Annotated in this window: 18 protein-coding genes and 1 pseudogene; 11 read left to right on the top strand and 8 right to left on the bottom strand. The window is 71.9% G+C overall.

What is annotated here, in order from left to right:
- Positions 1-141 precede the first annotated feature (141 nt).
- Positions 142-978, bottom strand: a complete 837-nt coding sequence (locus OC490_RS26485) for a universal stress protein (protein ID WP_262060490.1) — start codon at positions 976-978, stop codon at positions 142-144.
- A 193-nt stretch (positions 979-1171) separates the two neighbouring features.
- Between OC490_RS26485 and OC490_RS26480 the strand changes: the two genes are divergently transcribed.
- The 3 genes from OC490_RS26480 (at position 1172) to OC490_RS26470 (ending at position 3869) form a co-directional block, all read left to right on the top strand.
- Positions 1172-2074 (top strand): universal stress protein, encoded by a 903-nt coding sequence (locus OC490_RS26480; protein WP_262060489.1) that lies wholly within the window; start codon positions 1172-1174, stop codon positions 2072-2074.
- Positions 2075-2117: 43 nt separating this feature from the next.
- Positions 2118-3101, top strand: a complete 984-nt coding sequence (locus OC490_RS26475) for an Acg family FMN-binding oxidoreductase (protein ID WP_262060488.1) — start codon at positions 2118-2120, stop codon at positions 3099-3101.
- Between the two features lie 510 nt (positions 3102-3611).
- On the top strand, positions 3612-3869 hold the full coding sequence (locus OC490_RS26470; protein ID WP_262060487.1) for a DUF1876 domain-containing protein: 258 nt from the start codon (positions 3612-3614) through the stop codon (positions 3867-3869).
- A gap of 306 nt (positions 3870-4175) precedes the next feature.
- On the opposite strand, the gene OC490_RS49600 is transcribed toward OC490_RS26470, so the two are convergent.
- Both OC490_RS49600 and OC490_RS26455 read right to left on the bottom strand, forming a co-directional pair.
- Positions 4176-7478 carry a glycosyltransferase gene (locus OC490_RS49600; protein ID WP_410098996.1) on the bottom strand — a complete coding sequence of 1101 codons (3303 nt, stop codon included), beginning with the start codon at positions 7476-7478 and terminating at the stop codon, positions 4176-4178.
- The gene (locus OC490_RS26455) at positions 7478-8125 is read right to left on the bottom strand and encodes a hypothetical protein (protein WP_262060486.1); all 648 of its coding nucleotides are present in this window, start codon (positions 8123-8125) and stop codon (positions 7478-7480) included. The genes OC490_RS49600 and OC490_RS26455 overlap by 1 nt, the downstream gene beginning before the upstream one ends.
- A 167-nt stretch (positions 8126-8292) precedes the next feature.
- Between OC490_RS26455 and OC490_RS26450 the strand changes: the two are divergent.
- A pseudogene (locus OC490_RS26450) lies at positions 8293-9390 on the top strand (ABC transporter ATP-binding protein); the annotation flags it as partial.
- Positions 9391-9529: 139 nt separating this feature from the next.
- Here the strand turns inward: OC490_RS26450 and OC490_RS26445 are convergent.
- Positions 9530-10201 (bottom strand): CBS domain-containing protein, encoded by a 672-nt coding sequence (locus OC490_RS26445; protein WP_262060484.1) that lies wholly within the window; start codon positions 10199-10201, stop codon positions 9530-9532.
- A 325-nt stretch (positions 10202-10526) separates the two neighbouring features.
- Here OC490_RS26445 and OC490_RS26440 point away from each other — a divergent pair, with 325 nt between their 5' ends.
- Positions 10527-10877, top strand: coding sequence for a DUF488 domain-containing protein (locus OC490_RS26440; RefSeq protein ID WP_262060483.1), 351 nt, complete (start codon positions 10527-10529; stop codon positions 10875-10877).
- A 22-nt stretch (positions 10878-10899) separates the two neighbouring features.
- Here OC490_RS26440 and OC490_RS26435 read toward each other — a convergent pair whose 3' ends face one another.
- Positions 10900-12573, bottom strand: coding sequence for an FAD-binding dehydrogenase (locus tag OC490_RS26435; protein ID WP_262060482.1), 1674 nt, complete (start codon positions 12571-12573; stop codon positions 10900-10902).
- 17 nt (positions 12574-12590) lie between these two features.
- Positions 12591-13217 carry a TetR/AcrR family transcriptional regulator gene (locus tag OC490_RS26430; RefSeq protein ID WP_262060481.1) on the bottom strand — a complete coding sequence of 209 codons (627 nt, stop codon included), beginning with the start codon at positions 13215-13217 and terminating at the stop codon, positions 12591-12593.
- Positions 13218-13321: 104 nt separating this feature from the next.
- On the opposite strand from OC490_RS26430, the gene OC490_RS26425 reads away from it, so the two are divergent.
- The 3 genes from OC490_RS26425 (at position 13322) to OC490_RS26415 (ending at position 16104) form a co-directional block, all read left to right on the top strand.
- Positions 13322-13951, top strand: coding sequence for an alpha-ketoglutarate-dependent dioxygenase AlkB (locus OC490_RS26425; RefSeq protein WP_262060480.1), 630 nt, complete (start codon positions 13322-13324; stop codon positions 13949-13951).
- A gap of 158 nt (positions 13952-14109) precedes the next feature.
- Entirely contained in the window at positions 14110-14859 is a 750-nt protein-coding gene (locus OC490_RS26420; RefSeq protein ID WP_262060479.1) for an MBL fold metallo-hydrolase, read from the top strand.
- Between the two features lie 9 nt (positions 14860-14868).
- Positions 14869-16104, top strand: coding sequence for a DUF4032 domain-containing protein (locus OC490_RS26415; protein WP_262060478.1), 1236 nt, complete (start codon positions 14869-14871; stop codon positions 16102-16104).
- 6 nt (positions 16105-16110) lie between these two features.
- Here the strand turns inward: OC490_RS26415 and OC490_RS26410 are convergent, their stop codons facing one another.
- Positions 16111-17142 carry a LacI family DNA-binding transcriptional regulator gene (locus OC490_RS26410; protein ID WP_262060477.1) on the bottom strand — a complete coding sequence of 344 codons (1032 nt, stop codon included), beginning with the start codon at positions 17140-17142 and terminating at the stop codon, positions 16111-16113.
- Between the two features lie 157 nt (positions 17143-17299).
- Here OC490_RS26410 and OC490_RS26405 point away from each other — a divergent pair, with 157 nt between their 5' ends.
- A complete protein-coding gene (locus OC490_RS26405) occupies positions 17300-18085 on the top strand; it encodes a TIM barrel protein (protein WP_262060476.1) in 786 nt (261 codons plus the stop codon).
- Between the two features lie 37 nt (positions 18086-18122).
- Positions 18123-19139 carry a Gfo/Idh/MocA family oxidoreductase gene (locus tag OC490_RS26400; protein WP_262060475.1) on the top strand — a complete coding sequence of 339 codons (1017 nt, stop codon included), beginning with the start codon at positions 18123-18125 and terminating at the stop codon, positions 19137-19139.
- A 2-nt stretch (positions 19140-19141) separates the two neighbouring features.
- On the opposite strand, the gene OC490_RS26395 is transcribed toward OC490_RS26400, so the two are convergent.
- The gene (locus OC490_RS26395; RefSeq protein ID WP_262060474.1) at positions 19142-20014 is read right to left on the bottom strand and encodes a universal stress protein; all 873 of its coding nucleotides are present in this window, start codon (positions 20012-20014) and stop codon (positions 19142-19144) included.
- A 176-nt stretch (positions 20015-20190) separates the two neighbouring features.
- Between OC490_RS26395 and OC490_RS26390 the strand changes: the two genes are divergently transcribed.
- Positions 20191-20727, top strand: a complete 537-nt coding sequence (locus OC490_RS26390) for an RICIN domain-containing protein (protein ID WP_262060473.1) — start codon at positions 20191-20193, stop codon at positions 20725-20727.
- Positions 20728-20824: the final 97 nt, after the last annotated feature.

Here is a 20824-nt window from a genome sequence, read left to right as displayed (position 1 = left end):
GGGTGGTGAAGAAGGTCGGGCCGGCCGAACCGTGGAGAGCGGCACCCTGGCCGGACTGCGTCACCCGACCCGCGCGCCGACGGCGACCGGCCCCGCCTGCACGTCACCGCGACTGCGCCTGAACAGTCCGGCCGCCTCTCGTCACCCGGGCACCACGACCACCGGGCATCCGGCCTGCTCGACCAGCCCCTTCAGCGCGGAGCCGAGCCTGTTCTCCCGTCGCCCCGCCACCAGCAGCTCCGCCCGGCCGGAAGCCCGTACCAGTGCCTCAGCGGCACCGAAGTGCACGACGTCCTCCAGTACCTGCACACGCGGATACTTCTCGTGCCACGGGCGCAGCACGTCGGACAGGAGCCGCATCTCCTCGTCCTCCCGGGCCGCGCGGTCCCTGCACCGCGCGACGAACGGGAGCGCGGATCCGCCGGGCTCCGGCATCGTCCAGGCGTGCACCACGCGCAGGCGGGCGTTCGCGCGGCTCGCCCTGTCGAAGGCGAAGCCGATGGCCGCCTCGTCCGGCCGCCGCGCGTCCACGCCGAGCGCGACCTTGTCAGTACGCCATCCCGTGCCCGCGCAGGCGGGTCCGCCCGGGACAAGGACCACGGGCCGGGCGGAGCGCTCGGCGACCGCGCCCGCCACCGAACCGACCGCCTGCCCCGCGCACCCTCCTGCGCCACGCATCCCGAGCACGAGCAGTTCGGCCGAGGCGCCCAGGGCGAGCAGCCGGGCTGCCGGCTCACCGTCGACCCGGACCTCATGCACCGTCAACTCGGAGGGCCGGGACATCAGTTCGCGTTCCGCCACGCCGGGCAGCGGCTCCCCGAGGCCGGAGCACGGCCCGGACGGACCCGTACCGGACCGCTCCGACACATGGACCACCTGCAGAAGCAGCCCGCGCCGCAGGGCCTCCCGGGCCGCCCAGTCCGCCGCCACTCTGCTCCGCACGGAGCCGTCCACTCCGACAACGATCGTCCGTTCCATGCCGGTTCGCCTCCCGCCTGCTTGCGGCACCACTGTCTGCGTGTCCCACGGTCGTCCCGGGCGGGGAGCTCCGGGCAGGGGTCGTACGGGTCAAAGTCCGGGACCGGTGGCCCCTCCACCGCGCGGTTGTCCGGCACGACGATGGGGACCGGGCCGAGAAGGACCCGCCGGGCGAGAGCCAGGGAGGTGCGCCATGTCACGACCGGTCGTCGTCGGAGTCGACGGATCTCCGGAGAGCCTGGCCGCCGCCGAGTGGGGTGCCCGGGAGGCGGTGCGGCGCGGCCTGCGACTGCACCTGGTGCACACCTCCGACCGGGGCCCGGACCAGGCGCTCTCTCCCGCGGCGAGCGCGATACGGCACCGTCTGGGCCGGGCCGTCCTGCGCACGGTCGAGGAACGCGTCGCGCGGGCCTGCCCGGAGGCGCTGCTCACCGACGAGCACATCGAGGGTCCGGCGGCGGCAGTACTCCTGCACGCCGCGCGGAACGCCGAGTTGCTGGTGCTCGGTTCGCGCGGGCTGAACTGCGTCACCGGATTCCTCGTCGGGTCGGTGGCCCAGGCCGTCGTCGCCCGGACCACCCGTCCGGTCGTCCTGGTCGAGGCCGGGCAGCGGTCCGCGGACGAGCATCTTCTGAACGGGGACGGCTACGCGTCGCCCGTCACGCCGTACCGTGACGTCGTTCTCGGCGTCGACCTGGGCGAGGCGTGCGACGAGGTGATCGAGTTCTCCTTCGAGGCAGCCGCGCTGCGCGGGGCGCCGTTGCGCGTGCTCCATGCCTGGGACACCTCGTCGACCGCTTCCCCCGGACCCGGAGACCCCGGCCTCGGCGAAGAGCCCCGGCGCGAGGAGGAGCTGCGCGGCCTCCTGGCGGGAGTGCTCCAGAACTGGCGTGACAAGTACCCGGGCGTCGAGGTCACCCCGACGGTCGTCAGGGGCAGGGCAGGAGCACACCTGGTCCGCGCCGCCTCGGACGCGGGACTCCTCGTCGTCGGCCGCCACCTGCGCGACCGCCGACCCGGTCCGCACACCGGCCCGGTCACCCGCACCGTGATCCACCGCGCGCGCTGCCCCGTCGCCGTCGTGGCGCACGGCTGAGTTCCGCGCCCGCAGACATCAACGACGAACGGCGGTGCCCACCATGGAGACAGTCTCCGCTCAGGTCGACCACGCGGCCCACCACCTGGTCCGCGCGGCCGTCAGCGCACCCTCGGTGCACAACACCCAGCCCTGGCTGTTCGTCGGCCGGGACACCGACCTCGACGTGTACGCGGATCCCACGCGCCGGCTCCTGCTCACCGACCCGGACGGGCGGGAGCAGCTCATCAGCGGCGGCGCGGCCCTGTTCAACATGCGTGTCGCCATGCGGCACCTGGGCTTCCGGCCTGTCGTACAGCTGCTCCCCACTCCCTGGAACCCGGCCCATCTCGCCCGCGTCGGCTGGGGACCGTACGCCAGGCCGAGCACCGACGAGAACCTGATGTACCGCGCCCTGTGGCTACGGCACACGCACCGCGGGCCCTTCCAGAAGTCCCCGCTCCCGCAGCCGCTGATCGGGGAATTGCGTGAGCACGCCCGTGCAGAGGGTGCCGCGCTGTACACGGTGGAATCCCATGTCGCACGGCGTCAACTCGCGGAGCTGGTCCGGTCCGCCGAGGCAGTCCACCGCAACGACCCCGGCCACATCGCCGAGTTGGTCCACTGGACGCGGGCCGCCCGTGACCGGCGTCCGGACGGCGTCCCCCTGGACGTCCGCGTCCGTCCCCCGGACCGCACCGGTCTCGTCGGGCGCGATTTCCTGGGACTCACCCGCACCCTGCCGGACGTGCCCGACGTCTGGCCGCCGGAAACGGGACTGACCCTCGTCCTCACCACGCGGCACGACACCCGGGAGGACTGGCTGCACGCAGGGCAGGCCCTCCAGCGGGTCCTGCTGCACGCCACCACCCGCTGGACCGTGGCCGCCTTCCACACCCAGCCCCTCGAAGTCCCGCGGCTGCGCGCCCAGGTCCGCGCGACGCTCACCCGCGGAGAGTTCCCGCAGATGATCCTGCGCCTCGGCCACGCCCCCCGCAGCCGCCCGACCCCACGGCGAGGGCCCGACACGGTCCTCAGCCCGGAGTGACGAGGCACCTCCCTGGGAGAGTGAGGTCGACACTCGTGCGAGCGTACATCCGCGATCAGCTCATGGCCGGAAGCCCTGTCACTGTCCGCCTCGTCGGCACCCCAGGCCACGGCCGGGCGGTGGGACGAGCCGGGATCGACGACGACAACGATCGGTGCGTACGCCGGTGTCGTCATCGTCCCCTCCGTGCCCGTCCCGGCCGGTCCGTGTCCACGCTCGTGTCGCGGCCTGCTCTCCGACCGGGTGTGCTCATGCGGGCGGGGGGAGCGCCGTTCGGGCCCCTTCCGAGTGGGAGCCGTGGTCCGGCCGGCCGTCACGTGTCGTCGCGGCCGATCGCGAGACGCACGACGATGCCTGCCCGGTGGGCCGTTCGGCCCTGGACCGGCTCCGTGGACAGGCGCAGGCTGAGAAGTGGAGGCAGAAGCCGTCGCGCTCCCCCGCAGTCCCGCTCCGGGTCCCTGCGGGTCTGCCCGCTCGGCCCTCGTACCCCTCCGCTCGGGAGTGATCACGATGGAAGCCAAGCAGTGGACCGTACAGATCTACATCACCGAGGACGGCGACGACACTCACGCACGGGCCGTCCTGCGCACCCGGGACACGTCGACGATCACCGGCCGTGGTGTGGCCAGGCGCAACCCGATGGACCGTGCCGTTCCGGAGATCGGTGACGAGCTCGCCGCCAGCCGCGCCCTGGAGGACCTCGCCATTCGGCTCCACGACGTCTACTCCGACGACTTCGTGGCGCTGGCCGGCCCTGCCGAGCCGTGACGGCCTGCCGCGCCACGGGCCGCCGGAACCAGCCGAACGGCCCCCGACAGGAGCCGTTCGGCACGCCTTCCCCACAGATCCGCGACGGACACTGAAAGTGGCGCGGAGGCAGCTCCCCCCGACGCCCCGCGCCGGGAACGCCCCGGTGGGTCGGTCCATCGGGACGGCATCCGCCTTGCGCGGGAGCGGGTGGATGCGTGCCCGCCGGTACGACCGACCGCGCCGTGCGGGCACCTTCCCCCGAGGATCCAGGGGGAGGAGTGCACCTGCACGTCCGTCCGCGGGCGGACAACCCCGTCCCCCGCCTCACGCCCCTTCGGTCTGCCGAACCGGCCGTGGCCACAGTCGTGCCGGACGTTTCGCCGCCCGGTCCTCCGCCCACCCGACCAGCAGTACGGCCACGGCGATGAGGGGCCAGGCGGCGAGATACAGGAACCAAGTGGCGCCGAGCGGCAGGGAGTTCTCCAGCGCGGGGATCCGCCACATGCGGTCGATGAGCACCACTCCGACGACCAGCGCCACCTCGTGCCACAGATAGACCGTGACGGCGCGGGCGTTGAGCAGCACCACGGTGTCGTGCAGCGACCGGTGACGCCGCACCCAGCGGTCGCTCTGCGGGCCGAGCCGCAGGAGCAACAGGACGAAGCCGAAGGACCAGAAGGCCTGTCCGAGCGGGATCGAGCCGAGGTCGTATCCCTCCTCGGTCCGGTGCGCCAGCGCGAACCAGCCGCCCACCGCCATGACGGCCGCGGCCACCACCCACACCCGGGCCGCGGGCAACCGCCGTACGAGCCCGTCGTGGTGGGCGAAGCCCAGCAGCCAGCAGGCGGCGAACGTGGCCAGGTCGGTGAACGGCTCCTCGACCCGGGCCGGCAACGGCAGCAGCTCGCTCTGCGCCAGCACCGCCAGGCCCAGCGCGGTCGCCACGACTGTCCAGGGCGCTTTGCGGAACGCCCGCAGCAGCAGCGGCGAGAGGATCACGAACAGGAGGTAGGCGCGGATGTACCAGAGCGGGGCGACGATCTGCCAGGCCCAGTCGGTGTGGGCGAAGGGCGGCTCGCTCACCGGCACGATCCAGAGAGCCATCCGCGCCCACCCGGCCGCATGCCCGCCGCCGCCCTCGTCCGGCCGCCAGCCCGTCAGCAGCATCGCGACGACCATGACGAGGCCGAACAGCCACACCGGCGGCAGCAGTCGTCGCATGCGCGCCCGCACCACCGCCGCCGGGGTCCGGTCATGACGGTCGAGCGAACGGGCCATCAACGAGCCGGCCAGCGCGAACATGACGCCCATGGCCGGGAACGCCAGGGTCAGCCAGGCCCAGTTGAAGGTGTGGTAGGTCACCACGCGGACCAGGGCCACGGCGCGCAGGAAGTCCAGATACAGGTTCCGGCCGCCGTTCTTGCGAACCGCCGCCGGTGGGGCGGCCGTTGTGGCGGTGGCCGTCGATGCCACTGCCCGTGTCGGCGGCCCCGGCGCCCTCACCTGACCCGTGCGGCGCAGCTTGTGCCAGCGCAGCCGGACGCCGGTGAGCGCCGTGGTGCACGACTGGAGGAGCACCGCGTAGAGGAACTGCCGGTAGAAGAGCTGTTGCAACGGCAGCGCCCACAGCGCCCGCCGCTTCTCGCCGTCGAGCCGCAACGCGTAGGCCGCGCACAGCAGTTGTACGGTGAGCAGCGCGCCCCAGGCGGCCACGGTGCGCACCGGGTCCTGGAAGAGGAGTCCGTACAGGAGGAACAGGTCGATGAGGGGAGCAAGCAGCGGGGTGAGCACGGTGAACAGCACGACCAGTGCGAGTCCGTAGCGGCCGAAGTGTCCCGCGTGCCCCCGTTCGACGACCGCGTGACGGTGCTTCCACATCGACTGGAGGGTGCCGTAGCTCCACCGGTAACGCTGGCGCCACAACTGGCCGACGGTCACGGGCGCTTCGGTCCAGGCGCGGGCACCCTCCTCGTACACCACGTGCCAACCGCCCCGGTGCAGCGCCATGGTGAGGTCGGTGTCCTCGGCGAGGGTGTCGTCGCTCAGGCCGCCGACGTGGCTCAGTGCGGTGCGCCGGAACGCGCCGACGGCCCCCGGTACCGTGGGGATGCAGCCGAGCTCGTCGTACATGCGGCGGTCGAGGTTGAGGCCCATCACGTATTCGAGATGCTGCCAAGTGCCCAGCAGGCTACCCCGGTTGCCGACCTTGGTGTTGCCGGCCACCGCCCCCACCCGCCGGTCGGCGAAGGGCTGCACCAGCCGGTGCACGGTGTCCGGCTCGAAGACGGTGTCGCCGTCCATCATCACGATCAGCGGGTACGAGGCCCTGGCCACACCTGTGTTGAGCGCGGCCGACTTGCCGCGGTTGGCCTGTCGTACGACGGTGACGCCGGGCAGCGCGAGTGCCTCCACCGTCTCGGCCGTGCCGTCCGTGGAACCGTCGTCGACCACGACGACCTCGACGGGGTGCTCGCTCTTGACCACGGACTGCACGGTGTGGGCTATGCACTTCCGCTCGTTGTAGGCGGGGATCACCACGCTCACGGGTTCGGTGATCTCCGGCCCCCAGGAGAAGCCCGGATCGCGGCGCCGCCGGGCGTGGCGGCGGGCGAACACCAGCATGGCCGCGAAGCGCAGCAGCATCAGGCCGCCCACCAGGGCCATCAGCGTTGCCAGCGCGGGCACGAGCCACTCGCCGACGGCCACGGCCGTCACGAAGACCCGGCCGCTCCACAACTCCGCGCCGGAGACCGGGTGATGGGCGCTGCCCGCGCCCAGCCCGCCGGTGACGGTGGTGAACCGGTAGCCCCGGCCGAGGAGTTCGGGTATCAGGGTGTCCAGGGCGCGGACGGTCCGGGAGCGGTCGCCGCCGGCGTCGTGCAGCAGTACTACGGCACCCTGCCCGTTCAGCCTCCCTGTGACGCTGTCCGCGATGTCGGTCGCGCCGGGCCGGCGCCAGTCCTCGGTGTCGATGTCGACGAGGGCGGTGATGTACCCCTTCGCGCCCAACTGCCGGACCACGGACCAGGAGAGGTCGTCCAGGTCCGCCGCGTGGGCCGAGTAGGGCGGGCGGACGAGCGAGCTGTGGATACCGGCCGCTCCCGCCAACGCGAGCTGGGTCTGGGCCAGTTCGCGGTCCGTGCGGGAACCCGACTGGTACACGAGGTCGGGGTGGGTGAAGGTGTGCACGCCGACCTCCTGTCCGGAGGTCACCATCCGGCGTACGAGGCCGGGTTCGCGGGCGGTCGCCGCGCCGGTCACGAAGAAGGTGCCCCTGACGCCGTAGTGGTCGAGCACGTCCAGGATCTTCGGGGTCCAGGTCGGGTCGGGGCCGTCGTCGAAGGTCAGGGCGACGGTCCGGTCCGGCATCCGGTGGCTGCGCGTGACGGAGCCGGTGGTGTCGATCACGGGGCCGCCGTGGAGCACCTTCGCCGGCACCCGGTCGGCCGCCACCGGCGGGTGCACCCGGTGGTCGGCGGCGAACTCGCCGTGCGTGTAGCCGTTCAGCAGCAGGACGCCCGTCATCACGGCCAGGACCACGAGCAGCGACACGATCCGCGGGCGGGAGGCGGTGCCGCGGCGACTCCCTCGTGTGCCGGTGGTGAGCCCCGGCTGCCGCGCGCTCATCAAGTCCCCGCAGGGACAGTGGAGATGCCGGGTGACTCCCCGTCGTCCGGCGAGCCGCTGGGCGTGCCGCCTGAACTCCCGGAGGTGGCAGTCGACGTCCCGCCCGAAGCCGTGGGACCGGTGCCGGACGGACTGCCGGAGCCCGTCGGGCCGGTCGTGGGCGAAGAGCCGGTCGGTGAGGAACTCGCCGTGGGCGCGGGTGAGGTGACGGGGCCCGTCGCCGGGGCGGAGGGGCTGCCGCCCGAGGGCGGGTCCGTGGGCAGGGCCGTCGGTCCGGGAAGCGCGGACGGGGACACCGACACGCCGCCGGAGGACGGGGCCACGGACTCGGCCGGCAGATCGCCGCGCGGGGTCTCGGTCACGGTACCGGGCTTGTCGGAGGGCAGCCCCGGTACGGGCAGTACGGTGCGTGGGGCGAACGGCGTCGCGCCCATGAAGCTGAGCGCGAGTACGCCGGTGTACGCGGCACACAGCGCGGCGGCCGTATAGGCGACGCGCCGGATGCGCCGACCACGGCGTCCGCTGGAGTCGACGAAGACGGGGTCGGAGCCGTCCTCCCCCGTGGCCGGGTGGGCCGCCGGGATCAGCGGCACCGTGTCGGTGTTCGGGTGTCCGGGCCTGGAGGGCCCCACCCGGGACCGGAACATCTCCTCCCCTCCCCCCCCTTCCGCGTCCGTCGGTCCAAGCCTTGTGCGGTACTCGGCCGTGGCCAATGGGCCGACCGGCACCACGGAGGGGTCGTCCGGGTCCTGCCGCACTGCCGACTCCCGTTCCAGCCTGGGTCTGGGGGAGACGTTCAGGGGAGGAGAAGATCATGGCGTCCGTCACCTTCGACCACGCGACCCGGTGCTTCGCGGGCATGGATCACCCGGCCGTCAGCGACCTCGATCTGGAGATCGCCGACGGCGAGTTCATGGTCCTGGTGGGGCCCTCCGGCTGCGGCAAGTCGACCAGCCTGCGCATGCTCGCCGGGCTTGAGGAGGTCGACTCCGGGTCGATCCGTATCGGCGAGCGGGACGTGACCCATCTGCCGCCCAAGGACCGCGACATCGCGATGGTGTTCCAGAACTACGCGCTGTACCCGCACATGACGACGGCCGCCAACATGGGCTTCGCGCTCAAGATCGCACGCATGCCCAAGCCTCGCGTCCAGCAGCGCGTCCAGGAGGCCGCGGCCATCCTGGACCTGGAGGAGTACCTCGACCGCAAGCCCAAGTCCCTCTCCGGCGGCCAGCGGCAGCGGGTGGCGATGGGGCGCGCCATCGTCCGCGAACCCCGGGTGTTCCTGATGGACGAGCCGCTGTCCAACCTGGACGCCAAGCTGCGCGTCCAGACCCGCACACAGATCGCCGTGCTGCAGCGCCGTCTGGGCACCACCACCGTGTACGTCACCCACGACCAGGTCGAGGCCATGACGATGGGCGACCGCCTCGCCGTCATGAAGGACGGCGTGCTGCAGCAGGTGGGCAAGCCCAAGGAGGTCTTCGCGCTCCCCGCCAACACCTTCGTCGCCGGCTTCATCGGCTCTCCCGCGATGAACCTCTTCCGGCTGCCGCTCACCGCGGACGGGGCCCAACTGGGCGGGCTGGCCGTGCCCTTGACCCGTGCCGCGCTGAACGCCGCATCCGCCGACGGCGGCACCGAGATCACGCTCGGCATCCGGCCCGAGCATCTCCAGGTGCTCTCCCCCGACGACCTGGAGACCCCGGCGCTGGACCTGGTGATCGACACGATCGAGGACACCGGGGCCGTCGTGTACCTCCACGCGACCGCGAAGCTCGGCCAGGACCTCGTCCCCGTCGACGTCCGGCTCCCCGGTCGCCCCACCCAGGGCAAGGGATCCGCGATCCGTGTCGCGGTGCGCGATGACGCGGTGCACTGCTTCTCCGCCATGACCGGCCTGCGGCTCGCCGGGGACACGGGGGCGGTGCCCGCGGACGCGCACGCCACCGGACAGACCGCCCCGGCGGACGGGCCGAGCCCTCATGACATGGCCTCGGTTCACCCGGCCGGGTCGCCTGCGCAGTCCACACCGGCGTCCGAGGAGGCCCCTACGGTCTGAGCCCGTCCGAGTCGTAGGTGAGGTGGTCCGTGATCGCGACGACGCCGTCCACCTGTCCGGCGATCCGCGCCGCGAGCCGGGCGTCGCCGCGTCGCGCCAGGTGTCCCCGCAGCGTCACCACCCCGTCGGCGACAGCGGCGTCCACCTCGTACCGGGGACAGTCGATCCCCCGGACCAGCCGGTCGACGACGTCCCGGCCGATCTCCGCGTCCGGGCGCAGGAAGAGCTTCAACAGGTTGCCCCTGGTGACGATGCCGACCAGACGGTCCTCGTCGTCCACCACGGGCAGCCGCGCCACATGGTGCAGATCCATCATCGAAGCGGCGTCCGTCACGTGCTGCTCCGGGGCGACGATGAACGCGGGTCGTGTCATGAGCTGCTCCGCGGTCCTGGCCCAGGCCTTGGCCGCGGCCGAGCGCGCGGAACGGTTCGGCCGTGGCACGTGGAAACGCCTGTGCCGGCGGTCCGGATCCTGCCGAACCTGGTGGTAGAGCAGGTCGGTCTCGGAGATCACCCCGACGACCTTCTCCTGGTCGTCCACCACCGGCAGTCCGCTGATGCGGTGCTCCGCCAGCAGCCGGGCGACTTCCTTGAACGGTGTGTCGCGGCGGGCGCGCACGACCTCGCGGGTCATGACTTCCTTGACCCTGAAATCACCCATGGCCGTTTCCTCCCGCTATTTACGATCTGTTGCGATTCACTCCGTCGACAACGCCAGCGTCGCCCTAGCGCAGCCCACGCCGCTTGGGCCCAGCGGGCGTCAGTGAGGACCATCAGCCCATCCCCCACCGGAGTCGACACACCCCACTCCTGTCACGGCTCTCCGCTTCCGGGCGTGCGGACCGGTCGGCAAGACCTTCCGTTTCCTTCACGACGGCTGCCCAGCCGCCCTCGGCGACTTCCGTTCCACCGGCGAGCGGCTGCGCGAACCGTGCCCGCCCGGACGTAGGCTCACGGCACCACCGCCACCCGAGGGAGCCCCGCCCGTGACCGTACGCGTGCGCCGTGTCTACGATCCGCCCGAGCCGGAGGACGGCGTCCGCGTCCTGGTCGACCGGCTGTGGCCGCGCGGCCTGTCCAAGGACGCGGCCCGCGTCGACGAGTGGCCCAAGGCCCTCACCCCGTCGAACGAACTGCGCCGCTGGTACCACGCGGGTGAGGGGTCGTACGAGGAGTTCACCAGTCGCTACGAGGCGGAACTCGCCGATCCCGAGGCGGCTCAACTCCTGCACACCTTGGGGAACTTGGTCCGTATGGGCCCGGTGACCCTACTGACGGCGGTCAAGTCGCCGCAGGAGAGTCACGCGGCGGTGCTGGCCCGCCTCCTCGGCAGCTGAGGAGGCGGGCCGTGGTGTCCGGTCAGGCGGTCTGCTTGGCCGCCGCGCGGCCCGCCGCGCGCCCGGAGAAGAGGCAGCCGCCGAGGAAGGTGCCTTCGAGGGCGTTGTACCCGTGCACGCCACCGCCGCCGAAGCCGGCCACCTCCCCCGCCGCGTAGAGTCCGCCGATCGGCGTTCCGTCGGCGCCGAGGGCCCGGGAGTCGAGGTCGGTCTGGATCCCGCCGAGGGTCTTGCGGGTCAGGACGTGCAGCTTGACGCCGATGAGGGGGCCTGCGGCCGGGTCGAGGATGCGGTGCGGGGTGGCCACGCGGCCCAGGCGGTCGCCGATGTAGCGGCGGGCGTTGCGGATGCCCTGGATCTGGGAGTCCTTGCTGTACGGGTTGGCCATCTGGAGGTCGCGGGCCTCGATCTGGCGCCGCACCACGGCCGCGTCCAGGAGCGGCTTGTCGGTCAACTGGTTCATTTTCTCCACCAGTTGCTCCAGGTTGCCGGCGGTCACGAAGTCCGCACCCTTGCGCAGGAAGGCGTCCACCGGGCCGGGCGCGCCCTTGCCGAGCAGCCGGTCGCGCAGGACCGCCTTCTTGTCCTTGGCGGTGATGTCGGGGTTCTGCTCGGAGCCCGACAGCGCGAACTCCTTCTCGATGATCTTCTGGGTGAGGATGAACCAGGAGTGGTCGTGCTCCGCCAAGTCCGCTGTCGTCCGCAGGTACTTGAGGGTGTTGAGGGTGTCGTAACCCGGCAGGCACGGGTCGGGCAGGCGGCGGCCGAGGGCGTCGAACCAGAGGGAGGACGGGCCGGGCAGGATGCGGATGCCGTGGCCGGGCCAGACCGGGTTCCAGTTCTGCAGGCCCTCGGTGTAGTGCCACATGCGGTCGCGGTTGACCAGGCGTGCGCCCGCTTCGGCGCTGATGTCGAGCATCCGGCCGTCGACGTAGGCGGGGACGCCGGTGACCATCTCGGTGGGCGGGGTGCCGAGGCGTTCGGGCCAGTAGCGGCGGACGATGTCGTGGTTGGCGCCGATGCCGCCGGTGGTGACGACGACGGCCTGCGCGGTGAGTTCGAACTCGCCGATGGCCTCGCGGCTGGAGGAGACACCGCGCGGCGAGTCGTCCTCGGCGAGGACGGTGCCGCGAACGCCGCGCGCCTCGCCCTCCGCGACGACCAACTCGTCCACCTGGTGGCGGTAGTAGAAGGTGAGGAGCCCGTCGCGGGCGGCCTGCCTGGCGTAGTTCACGAAGGGTTCGACGACTCCGGTGCCGGTGCCCCAGGTGACGTGGAAGCGCGGGACGGAGTTGCCGTGTCCGTGGGCGCGCAGGTCGCCGCGTTCCGCCCAGCCGACGGTGGGCAGCAGCTTGATGCCGTGCCCGTCGAGCCAGGTCCGCTTCTCGCCGGCCGCGAACTCCACGTAGGCGCGCGCCCAGCGCACCGCCCACGAGTCCTCGTCGTCGACGCGGTCGAAGCCGGCGCTGCCCTGCCAGTCGTTCCAGGCCAGGTCGAAGGAGTCCTTGATGCCGAGGCGGCGCTGTTCCGGCGAGTCGACGAGGAACAGCCCGCCGAAGGACCAGAACGCCTGCCCGCCGAGGTTGGCGGCGTTCTCCTGGTCGACGAGCGCGACCCGGCGTCCCTGGCTGGTCAGTTCATGGGCCGCGACCAGACCGGCCAGACCGGCTCCGACGACGATGACGTCCGCATCCATGGCGACCGTTGCCTTTCTCATTCGAGGGCGCGGCTGCCGTCGGTCAGCAGCGCGGTGAGTAGTTGCTTGAGCCAGACACGGGCGTGCTCCACGTCCTTGTCCAGCAGCAGTTGGGTGGTGACTCCGTCGTACGCGGCGATCACCGCGTGGGCCGCGCTGTCGACATGGTCGAGCACGGTGGGCAGTTCGAACCGGCCGGCCGCTCGGGCGAGCCGATCGGCGATCGCCGCGCGCAGCCGGGCCCGGTGGTCGAGCAGGCTCTGCGCGACGGCCGGGTTGCGGGCCGCGTGCACCAGGAAGTCCGTCTTGACCAGGAGCCAGTCCAGGTCGAGGAGGAGCACGTCGGTGACCCGGTCCACGGCGGCCGGTACGTCGAGGTCCGGTCCGTCGAGGGCGAAGGCACCGGAGACCTGGTCCGCGATCAGCTCGGCCCGCTCCTGGTAGAGGGCGAAGAACAACTCGTCCAGGCTGTCGAAGTTCGAGTAGAAGGCGCCCCTGCTGTAGCCGGCGGCCTCGCAGACCTCCTCGATGGAGACCCGGCCGAAGCCTTTCGCGGCGAACACGGCGAACGCGGCGTCCAGCAGGTTGGCCCGTGTGCGGACACGGCGCCTGGTCACACGCTTGGGCGTCATCTCGGTAACCATGCCCGGACCTCCGTTCGATACGCGAATGTATCCGATACACCGATGCATCAAAAGAGCCAGGTTCAGATTGGAACAGACATTCGAATAAGGGGTACGCTGGTTCCATGACCGCGCACCACCTCCAGGGCTCCCTCTTCGACCAGACCGACCGACTCCGCCTCGGCCCCCTCCACGGGATCCGCCGCACCACGCTGGGTCTCGGTGCCTGGATCGACGTGCTGCCCGGCTGGCTGAGCGGCGCCGACACCCTGTTCGAGGAACTGGCCGCCGAGGTGCCGTGGCGCGCCGAGCGCCGTCAGATGTACGACCAGGTCGTTGCCGTACCCCGGCTGCTGGCCTTCTACGGTGCGGACGACGCGCTGCCGCATCCCGTGCTGGCCGAGGCCCGGGACGCGCTCTCGGCGTACTACGCACGGGAGTTGGGCGAGCCCTTCACCACGTCCGGGCTGTGCTACTACCGGGACGGCCGGGACAGTGTCGCCTGGCACGGTGACCGGATCGGGCGGGGTGCCCGCGTGGACACGATGGTGGCCATCCTGTCCGTGGGCGCGCCCCGCGACCTGCTGTTGCGTCCGCTGCGCGGCGGCGCGTCGGTGCGGCACGCGCTGGGGCACGGCGATCTGATCGTGATGGGCGGCTCCTGTCAGCGGACCTGGGAGCACTGCGTCCCCAAGACCACCCGAGCCGCGGGACCGCGCATCAGCGTGCAGTTCCGCCCGCACGGCGTGCGCTGAGGCGGAGAGGCGGCCGCTTCGGACGCGCGCGGGGGCCGCCTCCGGCGGACGGTGCCGGAGGCGGCTTCCCCCGCGCGCGCAGAGACCCTACGCGTCTGGTTGGCTGGATCCCGAATCACTGGCCGGATCCGAACAGCACCACCAGGCAAGGAACGATCATGCGGGCAGAAGTACGCCAAGTCGCCGACGCCACCTATCTCGTGCACGGCAGCAACACCAACTGGGTGATCCTCACGGACGGCGACACGGCCACGTTGGTGGACACCGGGTATCCCGGGGACCGTTCGCTCGTCCTCGACTCCCTTGAGCAGGTGGGGAGTTCGGCGAAGGCGGTCGTGGCGGTGCTCCTCACCCACGCCCACAACGACCACCTCGGCTCGGCGGAGTACCTCCATGGCGCCCACGGCACACCCGTCTACGCGCACGAGGCCGAAGTCCCGCACGCCCGCCGGGAGTTCCTCCAGCAGGTGACACTGGGCGACGTACTGAAGAACGCCTGGCGTCCCGGCGTACTGCCCTGGGCGGTGCACACGATCCGCTCCGGAGGCATGGAGCAGCATCCGGTCGCCGCGGCCGAGGCGTTCCCGGCCGGGGACGGCCCGCTCGACCTGCCCGGCCGGCCCGTCCCCGTGCACACCCCCGGCCACACGAGCGGGCACTGCGTGTTCCATCTCCCGGACAGCGGGATCGTGATCTCCGGGGACGCCCTGGTCAGCGGCCATCCGACCTCGCGGATCAAGGGCCCGCAGCTGCTCCCCGGCATGTTCCACCACGAGCGCGACCGTGCCCTCGCCTCGCTGGACGTCCTCGAAGCGCTCGACGCCGACACCCTGCTGCCCGGCCACGGCCCCGTGCACACCGGTCCGATCCGTGAGGCGGCCCGACGCGCCCGCGAACACACGCTCTAGGGTCGTCTCATGGCACTGCAGATCAACGCGACCAACCCCGAGCATCCGGCGCTCCTGCTGGAACTGCCCTGGGACGTTCCGCTGGAGGAGTGGCCCGACGAGTACCTGGTGCCGCTGCCGCGCGGCATCTCCCGTCACGTCGTGCGCTACGCCCGCGCAGGCAGCGAGGTCATAGCCGTCAAGGAGCTGGCGGAACGGCCCGCGCTGCGCGAGTACGAGCTGCTGCGCGACCTGGACCGGCTCGGCATCCCCGCCGTCGACCCCCTCGCCGTGGTCACCGGGCGCGCCGACACGGCCGGCGAGCCACTGGAACCGGTCCTGATCACCCGGCACCTGGGCGGCTCGATGCCGTACCGCTCGATGTTCGAGACGACGCTGCGGCCCGCCACCATGCACCGGCTGATGGACGCGCTCGCGGTACTGCTGGTGCGGCTGCACCTGGCCGGGTTCGCGTGGGGCGACTGCTCGCTGTCCAACACGCTGTTCCGGCGGGACGCGGGCGCCTACGCCGCGTATCTCGTGGACGCCGAGACCGGCGACCTGCACGCGCGACTGAGCGACGGGCAGCGGGACTACGACCTCGATCTCGCCCGCGTGAACATCAGTGGGGAGCTGCTCGACCTGGAGGCGTCCGGGGCGCTGCACCCGTCCGTCGACCCGATCGAGTTCGGCATGGAGATCTGCGCCCGCTACCAGGGCCTGTGGGAGGAGCTGACGAGGGTCTCGGTGTACCCGGCGGGCAAGTACCACTTCATCGAACGCCGGATCCGGCGCCTCAACGAACTCGGCTTCGACGTGGCCGAGATGCAGATCGAGCACTCCCCGAACGGCGACACCGTCACCTTCGTGCCGAAGGTCGTCGACGCGGGCCACCACCAGCGCCAACTGCTGCGGCTGACCGGCCTGGACGCCGAGGAGAACCAGGCGCGGCGGCTGCTCAACGACCTGGAGAGCTGGATGGCCACCCAGGACGACTACGCCCCGGGCGATCCCCTCGCCGCCCGGCCCGAGGTGCTCGCGCACCGGTGGGTGCGGGACGTGTTCCGGCCCACCGTGCGGGCCGTACCGCTGGAGCTGCGCGGGTCGATGGACTCGGCCGAGATCTACCACGAGCTGCTCGAACACCGCTGGTATCTGGCGGAGCGGGCGCAGCACGACATCGATCTGGACACGGTGGTCGAGGACTACATCACCAACATCCTGCCGAAGGTGCGCGAGACCCTGGAGCCGGCCTCGGCGGAGTGAGCCGGCTCAGCCCGTGCCGGGCGCGCCCGTGGTCCCCCGGACCACGAGACGCGGTGCGACGACCTGCTCGCCCTCCGGTACGGGCTCGCCGTCGAGGCGGGCGATGGCGCGGCCGACGGCGAGTTCAGCGAGGCGGGGGATGTCCTGGGCGACGGTGGTGAGGTCGATGTGGGCGAGCCGCGACAGACTGGTGTCGTCGAAACCGACCACGGAGATCTCGCCGGGAACGGTGACACCGGCCCGCAGGAAGGTGTCGAGGACGCCCGTGGCGCAGCGGTCGTTGAAGGCGAGGACCGCACTGGGACGGGGATTCTCCGCGAGCAGGGTGCGGGCGGCTCGCGCGCCGTCGTCCTCGGTGAGTCCCCCGGGCAGGACACGGACGTGTTCGTCGAGGCCGTGGCGGTGCATCGCGGTGCGGTAGCCGCGGCGGCGGTCGGCGGCGCCGGGCGCCCGGCCGCCGTCGATGTGGGCGATGGTCCGGTGGCCGAGCGCCACCAGATGGTCGACGGCCTGGCGGGCCCCCTCGTCGTCGGCGGTGCGGACGACGTCCACGGCCGGCGGAGCGGGCCGCAGCCGCCGGGCCACCGAGACGACCGGGACCTGGGTGGCGAGGTGCGCGAGGCGGGTGGCCGGGACCTCGGGGCCGAGCAGGACCAGGGCCTCGCAGCGGTCGGCGAGCAGCGCCTCCACGGCCTGCCGCTCGCCGCGCGTGGGCGCCACGGCACTGAGGGCCACCTGATAGCCGGCGGGCTCGGCAGCGGCGTAGATGCCCTCCACCAGATCGGTGTGGAAGGGATGGCGCAGCCCGAACTGCACGCCGAGCAGGCGTGAGCGGTTGCTGCGCAGCACCCTGGCCCGGGTGTCGGGCCGGTAGCCGATCTCCTCGGCGGCCTTGAGCACCCGCTCCCGGGACGCGGCGCTCGCGCCGTAGGCACCGCGCATCACGATCGAGACCAGCGCGACGGAGACTCCCGCCCGGGCCGCGACATGGGCCAGGGTGGGCCGCTTGCCGTCGGGGACCTCGGGGGTGGCCGGCACGGATTTCCTTCCGGTCGAGGGGGCGTCGCCTGCCGAGATCCTAGCTGCTCGACAGGGTTCTGCAACGTTCTAGAAGCATCCCGGGCGAAGGCTTGACACACACATCCGGTAGTGGCGTACTACTGACATCTAGAACGTTCTAGAAGGGCGAGCGATCATGTACACGTTGGCGGTCTGTGCCGAGATGGTCTTCCGGGACCTGCCGATCCACGAGCGGGCGCGGCGTATCCACGAAGCCGGTTTCCAGGTCGAGATCTGGGACTGGACCCGGCACGACCTGGACGCGCTCACGCGGACCCCGGCCGAGTTCTCGTCGATGACGGGCTACATCCGGGGCAGCCTCACCGACGAGGCGGGCGCCGCCGAACTCCTGCGCACCGCGGAGGAGTCGGTCAAGGCCGCCGATCAACTCGGTTGCCCCCGGCTGAACTTGCACGGCACGGGCCTGAACTCGGAGGGCCTGCCGGTGGTTCCGGTGCGCGGTGAACCCACGGGCCCGATGTGGATCGCCGCCCACCGCACCCTGACCCGCCTCGCCGAGCTGGGCGAGAGCGCCGGGGTCACCTTCACGCTGGAGAACCTCAACTCCGCGGTCGACCACCCGGGCGTCCCGTTCGCGACGGCCGCCGACACCCTGGCCCTGGTCAAGGCGGTGGACCGCCCCGGCCTGCGGATGAACCTGGATCTGTACCACGCGCAGATCGGCGAGGGGAACCTCGTCGAACTCGTCCGCAAGGCACACCGGTTGGGCCTGATCGGCGAGATCCAGGTGGCGGACGTACCGGGCCGCCAGGAGCCAGGCACCGGCGAGATCAGCTACCCGGCGATCGCCCGCGCCCTCGCCGACATCGGCTACGACGGCACGGTCGCGATGGAGGCCTGGGCCTCGGACGACGACAGCGAACGCGCCCTGGACCGCTTCCGCACCGCGTTCACGATCTGACCTGTCACGATCCCAACCGGACGTACGGAGAACCCGCATGACCACCCAACTCCCCCTCTCCATCGGCCTGGTGGGCGCTGGCCGCATGGGTTCCTTCCATGCCCAGACCCTCGCCCACCGACTGCCCGGCGTCCGTCTCGCCGCCGTCGCCGACCCCGCGCCGGGCGCCGCGCGGAACCTGGCCGACCGGCTCGACTGCGCCACGGCGTACACCGAGATCGCCGACCTCTTCGCGGACCCGGCTGTCGACGCGGTGGTCATCGCGACACCGGCCCGCACCCACGCCGACATGGTCGAGGCCGCGGCGCGCGCGGGCAAGGCCGTCTACTGCGAGAAGCCGATGGCGACCACCCTCTCGGACGCCGACCGCGCCATCGCTGCCGCCGCCGAGGCGGACGTGCCTCTCCAGGTCGGCTTCAACCGCCGCCACGACGCCGGGTTCCGGGCCGCGCACGACAAGGTGGCCGCGGGCGTGATCGGCACCCCGCAACTGCTGCGCTCACTCACCCGCGACCCGAAACTGGCCGACCCCACCCCCGTCCCGCCGTGGACGATCTTCCTGGAAACCCTCATCCACGACTTCGACACCCTGCGCTACCTCAACCCCGGCTCCGAACCGGTCGAGGTCTTCGCCATGGCCGACGCCCTGGTCCGCCCCGACTTCAAGGACCGCGGCCTCCTCGACACGGCCGTGGTCACGATCCGCTTCGACAACGGCGCCCTCGCCACCGCCGAGGCCAACTTCCAGGCGGTGTACGGCTATGACGTGCGCGGCGAGGTCTTCGGCTCGGCGGGCATGCTCACCATGGGCGACATCCGGCGCACCCATCTGACGTCCTACGGCGCCGACGGCATCGCGGCCGAGACGATCGCCTACGACCAGGACCTGTTCCACGAGGCCTACGTCGCCGAGCTCGCCGACTTCGCGGACAGCATCCGCACCGCGCGCACCCCGTCGGCCACCGGCGAGGACGCCCGCGCCGCGCTGACGATCGCGCTGGCGGCCATCAGGTCGGTGGAGAAGGGCGTCCCGGTACGCGTCGAGGACGTCTGAGGTCAGGGAGCCGGCACCACGGCCACCGGGCACTCCGCGTGGTGCAGCACCCCGTGCGCGACCGAGCCGATCCGCGCGCCCACCGCCGTACGGTGGGCGCGCCGCCCGACGACCATCAGCTGCGCCCGCCCCGCCACCGACAGCAATACCTGCCCCGCGCTGCCCATCTCGATGTGCTCGACGACGGGGACATCGGGGAAGCGTTCCCTCCACGGCTCCAGCGCCTCGGCGAGGGCCTTCTTCTCGTACGGTTCCAGGCCGCCGGCCTCGTCGAGGAGCTTCATGGAGCCCGGGCTGTAGGCGAACACGGGTGGCAGGGTCCACGCCCGTACGGCCCGTACGGTGGCGCCGCGTGCCGCCGCGGTCTCGAAGGCGAAGCCGAGCGCGGCGGCACTGTCCTCGGGGTCTCCGTGCTGCCCCACGACGATCTCCCGCCCGGCGGCCTCCCCGGACACCTCGTCCCCGGCGCGCACGAGCACAACGGGCCGTACGGCGTCCCCTATCACCTGCTGTCCGACGGAACCGAGCAGGAACCCCACGACGGGCCCGTGCCCGCGCGAGCCGAGCACCAGTAGTTCGGAGTCGGCAGCTGCGGCGGTCAGGGTGTCGACGGGGTCGCCCTCCAGGACGTCCGTGGTCACATCCAGGCCCGGGTGGCGTTCGGCGAGCGTCCGGGCCGCCTCGGCAGCCGCATCCCGCACCCAGCGGTCCTGGGTGTCCCGGTTCCCGGTGTCGAGAACCTCGTGCGACTCGTACCGCCAGACATGCACGACACGCAACGCCAGCCCCCGCCGTACGGCCTCCCGGCCCGCCCAGGCGAGTGCGGCGAGACTCTCCGCCGATCCGTCGACCCCTGCCGTGATCGGGCGTGTCATCCCGTGGCCTCCCTGTGGTGCGGTCACATCTGTCGGACCCAGTCTTCACCACGCTGCCGCCAGGACGGTGATCGAGAGGAGTCGCCCTCTCCGTTCCGATGAGCGGCACAGCAGGCGACAGGCCGCTCACGGCGGGTCACACTCCACCCGTCTCGAACAGCTCACCTGGGGGAAACATGACCAATGTCCGAAGGCGCGCGAGAGTGCTGCTGGCCACGCTGGCGGCCGTGGTGATCAGTTGCTGGGGCGTCGTCGACGCCCGGGCCGCCGACGCCCCGTCGTCGACCGGGCTGGCCGCTCCGGCGGTGGCCGGCTCGTATTTCAAGGTGGTCAACCGGTTCAGCGGCAAGTGCATGGACATCAGGCGGGAGGAACCCCCGTTGGGGGCCCACGTCCAGCAGTACGACTGCACCGGAACGGACAACCAGTTGTGGACGGCGGTCCCCACCGGTGACGGCTACTACTTCCTGGTGAGCAAGCAGAGCGGCCTGTGCATGGCCCAGTTCGCCGGAGTCCTCTGGATGCTCAACTGCAACGGCGTGACCAGTCAGCAGTGGAGCGCGGTGGCCGCGGGATTCGAGTGGAACGAGCTGCACCATCGAAGCAGCGGTCTGTGCGCGTACGCGACCGGCACGGGCAACCTCGCGCTGGAAGAGTTGACGCCCTGCTCCGCCGGCTCGTTCAGCCAGCACTGGCAGTTCGTCACCGTGTGACAAGGTGAGCCGCGCCGCGCTCCCGGCGCCGCCGCGGCCCCGGTATCGGGTCTACCGGAGCGAAGCGGGGCGATCGAACATACGATGGTCGGGAGCC

Origin of the sequence: Streptomyces sp. STR69 (assembly GCF_024519455.1) — a bacterium.
Lineage (GTDB): Bacteria > Actinomycetota > Actinomycetes > Streptomycetales > Streptomycetaceae > Streptomyces.
The sequence above is the reverse complement of the archived record's forward strand: the minus strand, read 5'-3'. Positions and strand labels throughout refer to the sequence as shown.